Source organism: Reichenbachiella sp. (assembly GCF_965223055.1).
Classification (GTDB): domain Bacteria; phylum Bacteroidota; class Bacteroidia; order Cytophagales; family Cyclobacteriaceae; genus Reichenbachiella.
Genome location: NZ_CBDCVM010000006.1, coordinates 148,475 through 164,268, shown reverse-complemented (window position 1 = coordinate 164,268; position 15,794 = coordinate 148,475). Strand labels below are relative to the sequence as shown.

The window sequence follows — 15,794 nt, the reverse complement described above, 5'->3', positions numbered from 1 at the left end:
ATGAGATTCGTCGTCAGTTCAATTGACTGATTCTGACCTTCTTCTTTTTCAATCTACTGTTGTTGAGTTGATGGATCAGTTGTTTTGATTTGGAAATGGGTACCGCCACGAATGCACAGTCCTGTTTCAATTCGATCATGCCCAATTCTTCTTTATTCAAATCCCCTTGTTTCATAAATAAACCTGCGATGTCCCCTTTGGAAATTTTGTCCTTACGTCCGCCGGAGATAAACAATGTGATAGTATCACTGTTTTCAAATACTGACGGAGGATTCAAAATCACTTCTTCTATATCTTTTACATATTCAGGCGTTTTCTCCTTTTGTCCCTTCAACAAATAGGCCGTACCGTCTTTTTGCATGCGAGCAGTACGTCCATTTCTATGGGTAAACTCTTCTTGTTTTGGTGGCAATTGAAAATGAATAATGAAATCCAATGCAGGAACATCTATACCCCGAGCCGCCAAATCGGTGGCTAATAATAAGCGGCTAGTTCCATTTCGAAATTTGATCAAAGCGCGCTCTCGGTCTTGCTGCTCTAGTCCACCATAGAAACAGTTATGTTCGATTTGGTGATCATGTAAATAATCGCTCACTTCCTGAATCGTGTCTTTGAAATTGCAAAAGATGATGCCATTGCCCGTTTGAATATGACCCAAGAGTTGAACCAGCGCGGCAGACTTATCTTTTGTATCAGCAGTCACTATTTTCAAACTTAGGTTGTTCGAAGCTTGGTCTAGAAAGTCGAGTTGTGTAGGGTTTTTCAAACCCACAAATGAAGGAATCTCTACTTTTTGAGTAGCTGAGGTTAGTATCTTCTGCTTGGCTGTTCGGAGCTCATCGATGATCTCAATCATTTCTGTTTCAAAACCCACTTCCAGAGATTTATCAAACTCATCCAGCACAATCGTGTGGATATAATCTGTTGAAATTGTTTCTCGTCGAAAATGATCCGCTATTCTGCCCGGAGTGCCAATGAGAATGGCAGGGGCATGTTTCAATTCTATTTTGTCTTTGGACCCAGCTCTGCCGCCGTAGGCTGCATTGGCCTTAAATCCACTTCCCATTTCTCGAACTACTTGTTCGATTTGGATCGCTAGTTCGCGTGAGGGAACTAGTATAAGGACTTGTGCCTCATTAAGATCTGGATCTAAGTTGGCTATGATAGGTAATAAAAAGGCCAGCGTTTTTCCTGTACCCGTAGGAGAGAGCAGCACCACTTCTTCGTTTTCGGAAATCTCTTTTTTTGCAGCTAGCTGCATGGGGTTGAGTTCGGCGATACCCAGTTTCTGAAGAATCGCTTGTTGGTCTTTGATTTTTCCTGACATCCGGCAAAGGTAGGTTGAAGAGTTAGTATTGATGTTGTCTCAAAAGAAGTAATATACGTCATCACGAGTGCAGCGAAGTGATCTTAAAGTTGATTTACTGATTTTGTGTCAAGATTGCTTCACGCTGTTCGCAATGACGGATATCTTTTGTGGCAGTCAATTATTGCGCGTAAGGCTTTATTTTATTCCAAAAATGCCTTAACAATAGCTAAACTCTCCATTGGACTTTCTTCCATAGGTACATGCCCTACATTTGGCATAATGACCAATGTATCATTGGTTAAATCAGTTTGAAATCTGTAGGCACTCTTAGTAGGGATTAAGAGATCTTCTTCACCCCATAAAATTAATGTCGGTGCTTTGATATGCTTGATTTGATCCACTTTGTTGTCAATTAATTTAGTATTCATTCGGTCGACCAACCCTTGTCTATTTCCTTCTCTGAGTGTCAATTCCAAATATCTGTCCACTAATTCTTCAGTCACTTTGGAATGGTCTGCATAAACACTTTCTATACTCGCCCGAACGGTAGATCTTGGCGTGATAAAAGTTAAAATCTTGTTGAGAATTGGGATTCTTGCCAGTCGAAATGCAATGGGTACTTCTTTGGATTCTAACGGATATCCTGCGGCATCGATAAGAATGAGCTTGTCGACCTTTTCAGGATGATGCAAGGTGAAATTCCATGCAATCTGACCTCCCAGAGAATTGCCACCCAAGACACATCTATTTACCTTTTGTTGAATAAGAAACTGGTTGATAAACTCAATATAATGAGCCATGGAATAGTCACCATCAGGAAAGGGACCGGTGAGGCCAAAGCCGGGCAGATCCATACGAATAACTCTCCTATCTTTAGCTAGTTCTACTGTCCATTCATTGAAGGTGTGCAGACTAGCACCTGTGCCATGGATCAAAACAATTGGTAGACTATCATTTGGATGGCCTTCATTTCTATAATGAACTTCCATGTCCATGATGGAAACAAAGGCAGAAGGAGGTGGGGCGTAATTGGTTTTGAGATCGTCGACAGACTTATCCGTATAACCAAACAGCAAACAGATCAAAGAGATGGTAGTAACTAAAAGGAGTAGAATGCCTAATCCAATTTTTGAAAAAATAGTCATTGAAAAAGTATTGTAGAACCTAAAGCTAGTCATAAAGAGGTTACTTCTTGCCATCACTTTAATCAAGTCTTTCCATACCTTTGCGCCTCGAATGGCGAAGGAGAAGAAAAATATAAGCAAAGAAGAGCTGGAGGCTTGTTTGAAAACTCTTCAGGGTTTGGTGGAGAACAGTCAACCACTGGTAGACCTATCAGAGGAACAGCGTGTGGCATTGATGAAAGCAGCAGGAGAGGTGTCTCGTCCAGACCGAACTGAATTACGTAAGCGAAGAAAGGATCTTAAAAACAAAGAAAAATCAGTTGTCCGTCAACAAGATCGAGCGGCTAGAGAGGCTACAGGTATTCGTTCGGCTCGAACTGCCAAAGTGTTCGAGGCCCCGGATCAAATCCTACTGCCCGCGGCTAAGCTGGATATGGAGGGTAAAGAGCTGAATTCTCCAAGAAACTGTTATGTGTGTAAGGCTGAATACACCAAACTGCATCCGTTTTACGACACCATGTGTGAGACCTGTGGAGACTTGAACTATGCCAAAAGATTCCAAACCGCGGACTTGACCGGACAAGTGGCTTTAATGACAGGATCGCGCTTAAAGATCGGCTATCATGTGACTCTGATGATGCTCAGGGCAGGAGCTACAGTGATAGCCACCACACGTTTTCCAGCCGATTCAGCGATTCGATTCGCCAAAGAAAAGGATTATTATAAGTGGAACGATCGATTACACATCCATGGACTGGATTTGCGCCATACCCCAAGTGTAGAGTTATTCTGTACCTATATTGAGCAGACGTATGATCGATTGGATATCCTGATTAACAATGCCGCACAAACGGTGCGTCGTCCGCCTGGGTTCTATTCGCATATGATGGATATGGAGCAGTTGCCATTCGAAGAGCATACGGCTGATGTGCAAAAATTACTAACCAGCCATCACAACTGTTTGAATCGAATTGGTGTAGTAAGCCCATCTGGCAAGGATACTTCTTCATTGGCAGTTTCATGGAACGAAAAAGCACCTGGACTTGGGTTGCGTGCTTCGGCCCAATTGTCGCAAATACCTTACAGTTACGACGGTGCGTTGCAAAACGAAGAGGTTTTCCCAGAAGGTAAGCTGGATGTAGACTTGCAGCAAGTAGATTTAAGAACTACCAATTCCTGGCGACTCAAGCTTGGTGAGGTGCCTACGCCAGAATTGTTGGAAGTGCAGTTGGTGAATTCTATTGCTCCGTTTGTGCTCTGTAATCGACTTTCGTCTATGATGAAAAGAGAGAATACAGGTATGAAGCATATCGTAAATGTCACTGCGATGGAAGGTAAGTTTTACCGATTCAAAAAAGAACCTCGACACCCACATACTAACATGGCCAAAGCAGCCTTGAATATGTTGACACATACTTCTGCAGGTGAATTGGCCAAGCATGGCATCTATATGAATGCGGTCGATACAGGCTGGGTGACAGATGAAGATCCCGTACAGCTTTCCAAATTCAAGGAAGAGAAGCATGATTTTCAACCGCCCTTGGATATCGTAGATGGTGCAGCTCGTGTGATGGATCCAGTCTTTGACGGAATCAATAGAGGAGAGCACTGGTGTGGTAAGTTCTTAAAGGACTATTTTCCGATTGATTGGTAGTTCGGTTAACATAGTTGTCTTTGAAAGAAACTTCATTATTTGTCAGATGAATTTGGTGATGAACTTATAATAGTTCCATGATTTGCCAACGCTATTGATTATATTAGAACAATATCAATAGTGTAATTAATTCATGTTAAAGACTTTGTCATTCGAATCCAGAATGCTTTGTGTATCCTGTCTCTTTGTTCTTATTAGGATGATGGATCCATTGATTCATTACGTCTTGAATGGTCTTCCGACAGAATACATCTTCATGAATATCCTTATTTCTACAATTAGCTTGGTTGTATTAATTATTACTTTGTTAGGGATTCACTCCTCCATGATTAATATGGTTTTTAGTGGGGTTCTTCTGCTCATTTTTGGATTCTATTGGTTGTCAAGAGATGGTTTGGTGAGTACTTCGGATATCAATCTCATTGCCTTTTTGTCTGCTGTGGCAGCCTTCAATCAAAAGAAGGATTTAAAAATTATGCTGGTAGTTTCCTATGTGTTTATTGCTGCAATGGTATTGGCATGGGTTCTTGGCAACGACCTGCTGGACATGTTTGAAAAACGACCCGTATTCGATATTTATAAATATCAATTTGTAGTAGTACTCTTTACTGTGTTTATGATTTATTGGGTAAAACAATATCATGAAGATCGTGAATCCGCCAAACGGAAGACCCAACTCATATCGGCTAAAATTGAAGAACTAGCTTCGGAAAATGGAGCCTTAGAGGTACAACAGCGAGAGTTGGAACAAGCAAATGAACATTTGGAAAAACTGGTACAAGAGCGTAAAGCCAATTTGACTTCGTCCAACGAACAAATCTCATCCTTTCTAGATGTCAATTCAAACCAAATTGCACCAACTGTGGAGGAATTATTGAAAGAGATTGAGTTGGTGGAACGACTTGAAGGAGATTTGGCTTACACGGATTGGCTTCATCGTTCCGGCGAAAAGTTGAAAGATGCATTTGTTTCAGTAAAGGAGTCTTATAGAAAATGGATCAAATGATAAAGGAATTTGAACCTAGCGAATTGGGATTTAGATATATCTTCTTAAGAATATGTCTGTATGTGGCTATCTCAGCTACAGCTTTTCAGCTTATTGTGTCTATTCTTGAATTTCCTGGAGTGTTTCATGTCACTGTATCTTCTACTTTACTGACGATTTCTGTCATTTCGATTATTCTATGGAAGGACTCCTCCAGATATGATCTTATTGTGTTAGTTAATGCTACCGTCTGGGCCATTGCATTCATCCTTTACTGGCTCGGAGCTAGCGGAATATATTCTGCTCCGGCTTATTTCTTTTTTGTTTTGGTGATTGTTTTTTTAATTGTTTTGCCAAAACCATATGGATACTATTATACAATCGCATTGAGTCTAATATGTCTGATACTGACTGGTTTTTTCCCGACCGGAATAGAAAACAGTTCAGGTATAAATGAAGGTCTTACATACGTACTAGCAACACAGTATTTAATCAGCCTGTTTATGATTATGATATCCTTGTATTTTCTCAAAAGCAATTTTGACAAGGAGAGAAAAAGAAATGAACTGTCGAATCAGACGTTAATAAATTTGACTGAAGAATTAGAGGCTAAGAAGAAGGAATTGTTGGTCAAAAGAGAAAAAATAGAAAGGCTTAAGACAAACCTGGAGGAGCTGGTTCATGAACGAACACTACAGCTGGAAGAGAAAAATGAACAATTATCTCAATACGCGTATGATAATGCACATATCTTGAGAGGGGCACTTTGCAACATTCTGGCGATTGCTGCCTTGATAAAGAAGGAACAAGAAGATAAAAATTCTCTAAAAACTCTAGAGAGGTTAAATCAAAAAGCAAATGATTTGGATAAGTTGGTTTATCAGGTCAATGATCTCTTGAAATAGTGAATGTTCTATAGGTTTGGATTGCTGGTTCTAAAGCCTACCTTTGCGCCCTATAATTAAAGACTTTATAATGACAGAATTAAACACTGAAGAACAAAAATTCAGTTACGGACTAGGACAGAGTGTAGGAACCAACTTCACCAACGAAGGCTTCAATGAGATCTTCGAAATTGATGCTTTCATGAGTGGATTAGGTGATTCATTTGCTGGTCACAGCGAATTGACTGTAGAAGAAATCAATGCAGTAATCCAAAAGAAAATTGGTGAGCTGAAAGCAGCTGCTCATGGTGATGCCAAAGAAAAAGGTGAAGCTTTCTTAGCAGTTAATGCCGAGAAAGATGGAGTAACTGTTTTGCCAAGTGGATTGCAATATGAAGTGATCGAATCAGGAGATGCTTCTGGAACGAAACCAACTGCTTCGAGCCAAGTGACTACACACTACACCGGTACATTGATCGACGGAAAAGTGTTTGACAGTTCTGTACAAAGAGGACAGCCAGCCACATTCCCAGTGAATGGTGTGATCGCTGGATGGACCGAAGCTCTTCAGCTGATGGTGCCGGGAGATAAGTGGAAGCTATACATCCCATTCAATTTGGCTTATGGCGATAGAGGTGCCGGAGCTGACATCCCTCCATTTGCAGCTTTGATTTTTGATATCGAGCTCATCGAGGTAGCTTAAGTGAAAACATAAAAAACTGGATTAAAAGTCTAATACACTGTCAGACTGAACCGTGTCGAAGTCTTGCTGCGAGAAGCAGGTTGACTTTTTGATGTAGCTCAATGTGATAATTCTTGGAAGCAAGACTTTTGATCCAGCTTTTTTTATCTTCTCAAAAAGATAAACTCTCCACCTTCATCTCCTGATTGGCTAATCACGCCAAATTGGGGAATCTGTCCACTAGGACTATTGTTGATCACTGCGATTTTGAAAGAGGCAAATAATTCACTTGCTGAGAGTAAAGGCGCTTGATTGTTTTCTAAATTTTTTATTAAGTATTTCAAAAATACACTATTGTCAGGTACGGTAGTGAGAGTGCCGCTTGTAATCGCTTTGCGGCTAGGTAGTTTGTAGAGTTCTAGCATAGCTTTGCTGTTTGAGTATACTGCTCGCTCTTTAAGCAGGCCTCCGCTGAAGCAGGCGTCAGTTATTAGGAGGGTGTGTTTAGCTTCAATTGCTTGCAGATAATCCCTAATCGTACTATTGGATAACCATTGTGACTTGCTTTTCATTGTGGCATCCGAAGGTAGCCAGTAGCCTTGAGTTAATTTTTCATCCCACACCCCGTGGCCAGCATAAAAAATAAGCAATTGATCCTCACTGGAGACCGTTCGTGCCAATGCCTCAAATCCTTGAATAATCTCAGCACGTGATGGGTTTTGCAGTGAGATTGTATTTTGCTCGTTAAAACCATATTGTTTTGATAGGGTTTGATAAAGTGTGTTTGCGTCATCTATAGGCTGATGGAGTGATGCTATGTCATCTGCTACATAGTCTTCTATACCAATAAGTAGGGCATAATATTTGGTGTTTTTTAATCGGTTAGAAAGGCTTTGTCCAATGTGGTCGTTGTTAGACATCGCTTGGAGTTCAACATTTGCGGTCGATAAATTTGGCTGACTTTTTACCTTTTGCATTTCAATTTTACCACTGACGCCAGGTAGGCATCCTCCTTTGACCATTTGACCACCCCATTTACCGGATAGATGTTCCATGTTATCAATTTTGGTGTAGTTGAGCTTGACTTTAGATAAGCAAGCCAGTGAAGACTTGTAGATGAATGACGTATGAACGATTACAATTACGTCATTCTTAATATACCCTTCAAAAGTATACGCGCTAGAATCCGTTTGTTGCAAGTTGATGATTTTGCCATGACCCGAAAGAGTAAGTCCATTTTGTATGATTTCGTCGAATACCAGGTATGTACCAAAGGGTGTTCCCGAAGTGCCACTCCAGCTACCGCTGAGGTTAGGTACTTGTGCGGGTAGAGAGTGAGAAAGGACCAGTAAACAGATCATAATTGCTTTCATGGCCATAAAGGTGTTGAGATTTGTGGCGAATAGCAATTTTGTGTGTTGTTGTTGGGCTGTGTTAATATCCTTTTGACATTTATTTTTTTCTCCTTTTTAGGAGGAGTGCTTTTATAGTTCGAGTGCTTTATGATAATTGATAGAATTGAATTAATTTCGGATGATTTACCATTAGGTATTCTGGTTTGAAAAGATTATTTGAACCAACCACAACTATTAAACATAACCAATTATTAATAATGACATCTGAATCCTCAAATGAAAATAGCCTGGTAAGTAGGTTGCTTGGCCAAGTGGAACGTATTGGCAACAAATTGCCTGATCCTGCTATTCTATTCCTAATTTCAATTTTTATTGTTTGGATTCTGTCTGCCTTGATGGCATCGATAGAATTCACAGAAATTAACCCAAGAGACGGATTACCCATCAGGGTACAGAATCTTTTGACTGGAACGGCGCTGACCACTTTTTTATCAAAAATGGTTGGAATATTCACCAGCTTCGCTCCATTAGGTGTGGTGTTGGTGGCTATGCTCGGTGTGGGTGTAGCAGATGGGTCCGGCTATATCCACACAGCTATCAAAATGATGCTGAAGAAAACACCGGGCTTTTTATTGACGCCCATGGTGATATTTGTGGGGATTGTATCTCACTCAGCAATTGACGCAGGATATGTACTTGTAATCCCACTGGGCGGAATAATATTCTATGCCGCCGGTAGACATCCTTTGGCAGGAATAGCAGCTGCTTTTGCTGGTGTATCTGGTGGATTTAGTGCCAACCCTATGCCATCTGCAATTGATCCGTTGTTGCAAGGTTTTACTCAACCTGCCGCACAGATTATCAATGAATCCATGCAAGTCAACCCTTTAAATAACTATTATTTTACTGCAGCCTCAAGTATACTGGTTACTTTGATTGGCTGGTACATCACGGATAAAATTGTCGAACCTAGATTGAACAAGGGAAATCCTGTAGACGACGATGCGGAGAAAGCTCCAGATATGGGTGGGTTCACTCCGCAAGAGAAGAAGGGGTTTTGGACAGCTACAATTGTCACTTTCGTTGTATTTATTCTTTTCGTTTTGTCTTTGTTGCCGGAGGGTTCGCCATTTAGAGATGCTTCAGGATCTCTTACCTCTTTCACTGCGCCAGTGATGCAATCTATTGTTCCGTTGATCTTTTTATTTTTCTTATTGCCTGGTGTTATCCATGGTATAGTGGCTGGCAAGTTCAAATCCAGTAAAGATATTATTGATGTGATGTCGGAATCGATGAGAGGTATGGCTTACTATGTTGTCATGGCCTTTTTCTGTTCACTATTTATTTATGCCTTTGGTACTTCAAACCTAGGGGCTTTATTAGCGATCAAAGGCGCAAATTTCCTGAAAGCCCTTAATCTTTCCGGACCAGTTACTATTGCTGGGATTATCTTTTTGGCTGCATTTGTCAATCTCTTTGTGGGATCTGCGTCTGCTAAGTGGGCGATGCTAGCACCGATTTTTGTACCGATGTTAATGCAATTAGGATATTCGCCTGACTTGACGCAAGCAGCGTATAGAGTAGGGGATTCGTCTACCAATATCATTACGCCATTGATGCCATATTTTCCATTGGTGGTTGTGTTCTGTCAGAAATATGTGAAAGGTACAGGGATAGGGACATTGGTGTCTGTGATGATCCCTTATTCAATTGCACTTTTGATATTATGGACCATCTTTTTGGTGACTTTCTGGGTACTAGGTATTCCACTGGGTCTTCAAGCGAGCTATGTCTATGGTGGGTGATTCCCGTTAAATTAAACCTTATAGGTTTTTAGTGACTCACCTCAGATGTGCGTCATGAAATATCAAAAAGGACTTGGTCATTGACCAAGTCCTTTTTGATTAATTACTCGCGATCAATTCACGCTGCCAGAACACATCAATTTGCGCCTGTATTTTGTTAGCCTCGTCCAATCGGCCCAACGCTTCAAAGGCTATTTTTTTACCTTGCAAAGCTCTTGACCTCAATGGTGTCCTTTCCAGACCTTGATCAAATATCGTCAATGCCTCCTCATGTCTTGCTTGATCAATCAGCCAATAAGCGTATTGTTCATATGATGGAAGCGGAATGTCTGGTGGACCTTGAGGAAGTGGTAGTTGGCTTTCTAGTGCCACCGCTTGTTTGAGGTGAATTTCAGCAGCTATTTGATCACCTTGTAGAAGATCAGACATGACCATCATTTGATTGAGCATTGTTTCTGCTCTGAGTAGGGTGTTTTTATTGGGCGCATATCTGGTGTATCCTGCACTGCACATAGATATACCCTCTGTAGTCACTAGTAATTCCGCAGCAGCAATTTTACTTTCCAATTCTTGGATTTGCTTCTTGATAACCTCATTGTCGCCAGCCTTGGATGCCATCAAACTAATGAAGAAATGATGCTGAGCAATGGTTTCAATACTCAAGTCATCAGTGGTCACAACTAATGGTTCTTTATCCAAATTCCATGACCCAAATTCTGTTACCTGAAAGTTTTGCATGTTAACCAAGTAAGCCCTTGCGGATGATGTTTGAGCATTAACTGTAAACGTGAGCATATCTTTCATCAGTTGGGTGGCTTTGTCGAATCTACCTTGCTGTAAGTAAGCATAATGTAACCACTGATAACTATGAAAACCCCTGGCTGAGTCCCCCAAACCTAGTCTTTCCATTTTGCGAACGCTGGCACCATAGGAGTTTTCATTAGAGGAGGCTACTTCATTCCACATACCGCGATTGAGATAAATGTGCGATGGCATGTGTAATGCATGCACAGCGTCAGGTGCTGTGCTCGCATATTTGTTAGCAGCTTCAATTCCTTGAATCGCTAGATTGGGGCTATCGAAAGCGTGGATGGTATAGTGTAGAGCGCCTGGGTGGTTAGGGTTTTCTGTTAAGATACCTTGTGCGACAGCCGCGGCATTGATGTGCTGTTCTTGCGAGCCGTCTCGTGGCGAGGACCATAAAAGTGAAAGCGCATAAAAGGCTGCTATTTCTTGATGACTTGGATTCTCTTGATGCAATATTGCTAAGTGGTCTGCAAAAGCTAGATTGCGTTCTTTTAATTCACCTTCACCAAAGAGAAGTTCAAGCCCTATCCAAAAATCTCGTTCCACACCTTCCTCGGTTCTGGCAATTCTTTCTTCTTGGGTTGGGCCTACTTGATTTAAGACAGCTCTACCTGCTTCTACATTCTGAAGTCCCCAGAGTGCTTTGTAGTGCGACATGGCTATGCCCCAATAGGCCATCATTTCGCCCGGATCAGCGTCAGCAGCCTTGTTGAATGATACTCTGGCATCTTCGTACTCAAAACTGTGAAGAAGGAGTAGACCCTGATCAAAATCTGTTTGGGCTTTCTCTGAGATAGGAAATCCGTGTTGGAGCTCGCCAAGCGTAGCAGATGGGGTGGTGTTGCCCTTTGGAGATTGAGTGCAGGAAGTGATCAATAGCACAAAGGCTAAAATTGGTGCAGCATTTTTCATGGTTGATTTTTTTTTAGTGTATTGAAAGTTAGGGGAATAAATCTTTATTGGCAATTTGGAGACGTCGTCATCGCCTTTGATTGTCAAGGCAATCTGCTGGTTTGAGAGCTGATGATTGGCTTAGCAGGAATCTTGGCTTTGCTGCTTGACGAATAGGATTACTCGAATGTCTTTTCGTTCCTCAAAGCCATCTGGTGATGACGGTGGTGTTTTGGTGAAGTGGTGGATGTGGGCACAAGTTGCAAGCCTGCGCCAGGTCGGGGATCCATCAGAGTTACTTCAAGAAAGAAATTGAACTTTTGGTAGGACATTTGATCCGAAGAACTCTAATGCCTGTGATTTAGTTCAGAGTCCCTTTCAGGTGACTCTGAGTGGGTGACGTTTATAGTGGTATGGCAAAGCCAAGGATATAACCGTCATCAGCCGGTGTATCCGGGTGATCTGTAGGTGATAGCAAATGATGGACTTGATAGGCCTTCTGCCTGACCATACAGATTACCCGACCGCCTTTTCGTGCCTCAAAGTCGTCGGGTAATGACGGGGTTTGTTGGTAGGTGGTATGTAGTCTTAGCGAGATGCAAAGACTAGGGGATTTTTTAACTTACCCGTCTACATGTTTTTCTAAAGTTTCCGCTATTAAGTTATTGAGCGAAATGCCTTTTGACTTCGCAATGAATGCTGCTTCTTGATGAAGTTTGGGCTTTATACGTATTTGTAAAACTCCACTATATGGTTTGACAGGCTCTTTCCCCAATTCCGCACAGGTTTCCAAATAGTCGTCTACTGCAGAATGAAATTCCTCTACGAGCTGCTTTACATTTTCAGCCTCGTATGTGATCAGATCACTAGTGCCACTCAATTTACCATGAAGCAGCCCTGAATTGAGATCGGCTTCAATGGTGCCAATAAATCCTTTGTATCTCAGCGTTTTCATAACAATTTGTGTTTCTCTAAAATTTTTAATACTTCCTTAACCATATATGGTTTCAAGACCTTTTGCGGATGAGGTTCGTGAAGACTTATAATCGCTTTGTCCTTCTGGCGGACGAATTTTCTTCGTGAACCTCCCGTTTTTCCACCCGAATAAACTTCAAATTCAAAATGTGCCAAAACTTTAATCAATTCATCCCAAGTAAAGTCAATGGGTTTGGGTTGAAGTTTCAGGATTAACTTGGCGATTTTACTCAATAGGTTAGGTTTATTAGGTGGCAAATGTAACTAAAATATAGTTACACTTATGGTCGTGATTGTTTTACTTCTGTTTTTCTACACGTCATCACCCGATGTGTTCGGGTGATCTGTGTCGCTGAGCGCGAATGTGGTGGACTTGATAGGCCTTCTGCCAGATCATGCAGATTACCCGAACACCTTTTCGTGCCTCAAAGTCATCGGGTAATGGAGCGTGTGAATGATGGTATTAGGGAGAGGGTCATTGCGGAGCTCAATGTGGCTCATAATTTGAAAGGAAAATGTCAATTGAATCTGGAGCTATTCCATTTACAGGATGTTTCTTTAATGGAAAATTCTCTACATTAAATTCGCGAACAACTTCTGAGATTGATGGGTCATTTGGGTCGTATTTTATTAAAAACTTGGATGGAAGTCCAGGTTCTGCTTCGTTGCTGAATTTGGATTGAACTCTATAGTATTTATGATTAAGTCGATATTTATATTCAAACTCCTTTGTGATTCCTCCAAACCATAAAATATTCTGAGTCCAACCTGATTGTTTTGTAAGTGTCACTTTAGCGACAGTGTAACGAAAATGATGAGAGAGTGTATATGATTTATAGATTCCATATATCCCCACAACAACTGCAGGAATAAGCCACAAAAGAAGGTGTTTGATTCCTTTTTTTATTTCCTTTCTTTCGTGATTTTTTGCAGCCTTGTGAAGGTTATAGGTGTCTGTTAATTTCTTTTTATTAACCTGAAATTTTGGGCACCCTTCGGTTGATATCTCTGGTAGTTTTTGGAGTATGCAGATTACCCCTTGATGGAGGTCGATTTTACTGTTTTGGCAAAATCGGCAAAAATTCATTCTAAACGATTCTTCTATTTCCAATGGAGAGCGAATTGATTTTCTCAAAAATAACCCAAAACCTGAATCAACAAAAAAGCCTCCCTGGTTTCCCAGAAAGGCTTCATATATCTAAAGTCTAGAATCTAGATACTAATATCTAGCATCTAACTTACTTTTTCTCATCTACTTCTTCGAACTCTACGTCAGACACGTCTGAGTCAGCAGCACCGGCTTCCGGTCCAGCTTGTCCGGCGTCGGCTCCAGGGGCACCACCTTCAGCCCCTTGTGTCGCCTGGTACATTTCCTGAGAAGCGCCTTGCCATGCAGCGTTCATTTCTTCCATCGCAGCATCGATCGCAGTCAAGTCGCCAGACTTGTGTGCTTCTTTCAGCTTCTCAAGGGCAGCGTTGATTTTGGTTTTGTTGTCGTCAGACAGCTTATCGCCAAATTCGCTCAACTGCTTCTCAGTTTGGAAGATCATAGAATCCGCTCCATTTAGTTTTTCTATCTTCTCTTTTTCCGCTTTGTCAGACTCGGCATTCGCTTCAGCTTCTTGTCTCATTTTCTCGATTTCTTCTTCTGACAATCCAGATGAAGCCTCGATTCTGATACTTTGCTCTTTGTTTGTGCCTTTGTCTTTAGACGTTACGTGCATGATACCGTTGGCATCGATGTCGAAAGTCACTTCGATCTGAGGAATACCTCTTGGTGCTGGTGGAATACCGTCCAAGTGGAATCTACCCAAGCTTCTGTTGTCCTTCGCCATTGGTCGCTCGCCTTGTACCACGTGGATTTCCACAGATGGCTGGTTGTCAGCGGCCGTAGAGAAAGTCTCAGATTTTTTCGTTGGGATCGTAGTGTTGGCTTCGATCAACTTGGTCAATACTCCGCCCATAGTTTCGATACCTAGAGAAAGAGGCGTCACATCAAGAAGCAATACGTCTTTCACTTCGCCAGTCAATACACCACCTTGGATCGCAGCTCCTACAGCTACTACTTCGTCAGGGTTCACTCCTTTAGAAGGCTTCTTGCCGAAGAATTTTTCTACTTCTTCTTGAATCACCGGGATACGAGTCGAACCACCTACTAAGATGACTTCGTCGATTTCAGACTTAGAAAGACCTGAATCTGCCAACGCTTGCTCTACAGGCTTCATTGATCTTTTTACCAGGTCGTCAGCCAATTGCTCGAACTTAGATCTAGACAAGCTTCTTACCAAGTGTTTTGGCACACCGTCTACCGGCATGATGTATGGCAAGTTGATCTCAGTGCTAGTAGAACTAGACAATTCGATTTTCGCTTTCTCAGCAGCTTCCTTCAAACGCTGAAGCGCCATTGGATCTTTTCTTAGGTCGATGCCTTCGTCGTTTTTGAACTCGTCGGCCAACCAGTTGATGATCACAGTATCGAAGTCATCTCCACCGAGGTGCACGTCACCGTTAGTAGATTTTACTTCGAATACGCCGTCACCCAACTCTAGGATAGATATATCGAATGTACCACCACCAAGGTCATACACCGCGATTTTCATATCGGCGTTTTTCTTATCTAGTCCATAAGCCAATGCAGCAGCAGTAGGCTCGTTGATGATTCTTTTTACTTCCAATCCAGCGATTGCACCAGCTTCTTTGGTCGCTTGACGCTCTGCATCGTTGAAGTAAGCCGGAACAGTGATTACCGATTCTTTTACTTCAGTACCCAAGTAATCTTCAGCAGTTGACTTCATTTTCTGAAGGATCACTGCAGACAATTCCTGAGGGGTGTAGTTTCTGTCTCCGATTTTCACTCTTACCACGTCGTTGTTTCCGCTTTCTACCGCATAAGAAACACTCTTCATTTCGTCAGAAACTTCTGCAAATTTCTTACCCATGAAACGCTTCACAGAGCTAATTGTATTTTGTGGGTTGGTAATCGCCTGTCTTTTTGCAGGATCACCAACTTTTCTTTCTCCTTTACCACCGTCCAAGAATGCTACGATAGAAGGAGTAGTTCTATGTCCTTCGCTATTTGGGATAACGACTGGCTCGTTGCCCTCCATCACAGCCACACAAGAGTTGGTAGTACCTAAATCGATTCCGATTATTTTTCCCATGATCTATTTGTTAATTATATCTTTTTAAAATCTTTTACTAATCTGACAACGCTGTATCAACAGCTATGCCAAAGCAGTTTTGCTACTGACGTGGTGACAGATTGGCAGAATGAAAAGAAGATTTGATATAGGAGACTGACGAATTGGGAGGGCGCAGACCAT

The 15,794-nt window shown here is 41.7% G+C and carries 13 protein-coding genes; 5 read left to right on the top strand and 8 right to left on the bottom strand.

Annotated elements, in window-relative coordinates; all coding sequences use genetic code 11:
* Nucleotides 1-13 precede the first annotated feature (13 nt).
* Nucleotides 14-1,327, bottom strand: a complete 1,314-nt coding sequence (locus tag ACOQO5_RS05755; RefSeq protein WP_420580733.1) for a DEAD/DEAH box helicase — start codon at nucleotides 1,325-1,327, stop codon at nucleotides 14-16.
* Between the two features lie 182 nt (nucleotides 1,328-1,509).
* The gene (locus tag ACOQO5_RS05750; RefSeq protein WP_420580732.1) at nucleotides 1,510-2,454 is read right to left on the bottom strand and encodes an alpha/beta fold hydrolase; all 945 of its coding nucleotides are present in this window, start codon (nucleotides 2,452-2,454) and stop codon (nucleotides 1,510-1,512) included.
* A 91-nt stretch (nucleotides 2,455-2,545) separates the two neighbouring features.
* Here ACOQO5_RS05750 and ACOQO5_RS05745 point away from each other — a divergent pair, with 91 nt between their 5' ends.
* The 4 genes from ACOQO5_RS05745 to ACOQO5_RS05730 all read left to right on the top strand — a co-directional run bounded on the left by ACOQO5_RS05745 (nucleotide 2,546) and on the right by ACOQO5_RS05730 (nucleotide 6,659).
* On the top strand, nucleotides 2,546-4,087 hold the full coding sequence (locus tag ACOQO5_RS05745) for an SDR family NAD(P)-dependent oxidoreductase (protein ID WP_420580731.1): 1,542 nt from the start codon (nucleotides 2,546-2,548) through the stop codon (nucleotides 4,085-4,087).
* A gap of 256 nt (nucleotides 4,088-4,343) precedes the next feature.
* A complete protein-coding gene (locus ACOQO5_RS05740; protein ID WP_420580730.1) occupies nucleotides 4,344-5,093 on the top strand; it encodes a hypothetical protein in 750 nt (249 codons plus the stop codon).
* The gene (locus tag ACOQO5_RS05735; protein WP_420580729.1) at nucleotides 5,090-5,977 is read left to right on the top strand and encodes a hypothetical protein; all 888 of its coding nucleotides are present in this window, start codon (nucleotides 5,090-5,092) and stop codon (nucleotides 5,975-5,977) included. The genes ACOQO5_RS05740 and ACOQO5_RS05735 overlap by 4 nt, the downstream gene beginning before the upstream one ends.
* Before the next feature lie 70 nt (nucleotides 5,978-6,047).
* Nucleotides 6,048-6,659, top strand: coding sequence for an FKBP-type peptidyl-prolyl cis-trans isomerase (locus tag ACOQO5_RS05730; RefSeq protein WP_420580728.1), 612 nt, complete (start codon nucleotides 6,048-6,050; stop codon nucleotides 6,657-6,659).
* Nucleotides 6,660-6,802: 143 nt separating this feature from the next.
* Here the strand turns inward: ACOQO5_RS05730 and ACOQO5_RS05725 are convergent, their stop codons facing one another.
* A complete protein-coding gene (locus ACOQO5_RS05725; RefSeq protein WP_420580727.1) occupies nucleotides 6,803-8,047 on the bottom strand; it encodes a caspase family protein in 1,245 nt (414 codons plus the stop codon).
* Nucleotides 8,048-8,250: 203 nt separating this feature from the next.
* On the opposite strand from ACOQO5_RS05725, the gene ACOQO5_RS05720 reads away from it, so the two are divergent.
* Complete coding sequence (locus ACOQO5_RS05720; RefSeq protein WP_420580726.1) at nucleotides 8,251-9,798, top strand: AbgT family transporter; 1,548 nt, start codon at nucleotides 8,251-8,253, stop codon at nucleotides 9,796-9,798.
* 99 nt (nucleotides 9,799-9,897) lie between these two features.
* Here the strand turns inward: ACOQO5_RS05720 and ACOQO5_RS05715 are convergent, their stop codons facing one another.
* From ACOQO5_RS05715 to dnaK, 5 genes are all read right to left on the bottom strand, one after another.
* Complete coding sequence (locus ACOQO5_RS05715) at nucleotides 9,898-11,517, bottom strand: tetratricopeptide repeat protein (protein ID WP_420580725.1); 1,620 nt, start codon at nucleotides 11,515-11,517, stop codon at nucleotides 9,898-9,900.
* A 601-nt stretch (nucleotides 11,518-12,118) separates the two neighbouring features.
* Entirely contained in the window at nucleotides 12,119-12,451 is a 333-nt protein-coding gene (locus ACOQO5_RS05710; RefSeq protein ID WP_420580724.1) for a type II toxin-antitoxin system HicB family antitoxin, read from the bottom strand.
* Nucleotides 12,448-12,705: a type II toxin-antitoxin system HicA family toxin gene (locus tag ACOQO5_RS05705; RefSeq protein ID WP_420580723.1), complete on the bottom strand. Its 258-nt coding sequence runs from the start codon at nucleotides 12,703-12,705 to the stop codon at nucleotides 12,448-12,450. Before ACOQO5_RS05705 ends, ACOQO5_RS05710 begins: the two co-directional genes overlap by 4 nt.
* 253 nt (nucleotides 12,706-12,958) lie before the next feature.
* A complete protein-coding gene (locus tag ACOQO5_RS05700; RefSeq protein WP_420580722.1) occupies nucleotides 12,959-13,558 on the bottom strand; it encodes a hypothetical protein in 600 nt (199 codons plus the stop codon).
* A 151-nt stretch (nucleotides 13,559-13,709) separates the two neighbouring features.
* Nucleotides 13,710-15,632 carry a molecular chaperone DnaK gene (gene dnaK, locus ACOQO5_RS05695; RefSeq protein ID WP_420580721.1) on the bottom strand — a complete coding sequence of 641 codons (1,923 nt, stop codon included), beginning with the start codon at nucleotides 15,630-15,632 and terminating at the stop codon, nucleotides 13,710-13,712.
* Nucleotides 15,633-15,794: the final 162 nt, after the last annotated feature.

What these genes read in the sequence shown, in the direction of transcription:
- ACOQO5_RS05715 (WP_420580725.1), bottom strand. Translation starts at nt 11,517, where the DNA reads ATGAAAAATGCTGCACCAATTTTAGCCTTTGTGCTATTGATCACTTCC.
- dnaK (WP_420580721.1), bottom strand. Translation starts at nt 15,632, where the DNA reads ATGGGAAAAATAATCGGAATCGATTTAGGTACTACCAACTCTTGTGTG.
- ACOQO5_RS05750 (WP_420580732.1), bottom strand. Translation starts at nt 2,454, where the DNA reads ATGACTATTTTTTCAAAAATTGGATTAGGCATTCTACTCCTTTTAGTT.
- ACOQO5_RS05740 (WP_420580730.1), top strand. Translation starts at nt 4,344, where the DNA reads ATGAATATCCTTATTTCTACAATTAGCTTGGTTGTATTAATTATTACT.
- ACOQO5_RS05755 (WP_420580733.1), bottom strand. Translation starts at nt 1,327, where the DNA reads ATGTCAGGAAAAATCAAAGACCAACAAGCGATTCTTCAGAAACTGGGT.
- ACOQO5_RS05700 (WP_420580722.1), bottom strand. Translation starts at nt 13,558, where the DNA reads ATGAATTTTTGCCGATTTTGCCAAAACAGTAAAATCGACCTCCATCAA.
- ACOQO5_RS05710 (WP_420580724.1), bottom strand. Translation starts at nt 12,451, where the DNA reads ATGAAAACGCTGAGATACAAAGGATTTATTGGCACCATTGAAGCCGAT.
- ACOQO5_RS05745 (WP_420580731.1), top strand. Translation starts at nt 2,546, where the DNA reads ATGGCGAAGGAGAAGAAAAATATAAGCAAAGAAGAGCTGGAGGCTTGT.
- ACOQO5_RS05720 (WP_420580726.1), top strand. Translation starts at nt 8,251, where the DNA reads ATGACATCTGAATCCTCAAATGAAAATAGCCTGGTAAGTAGGTTGCTT.
- ACOQO5_RS05730 (WP_420580728.1), top strand. Translation starts at nt 6,048, where the DNA reads ATGACAGAATTAAACACTGAAGAACAAAAATTCAGTTACGGACTAGGA.
- ACOQO5_RS05735 (WP_420580729.1), top strand. Translation starts at nt 5,090, where the DNA reads ATGATAAAGGAATTTGAACCTAGCGAATTGGGATTTAGATATATCTTC.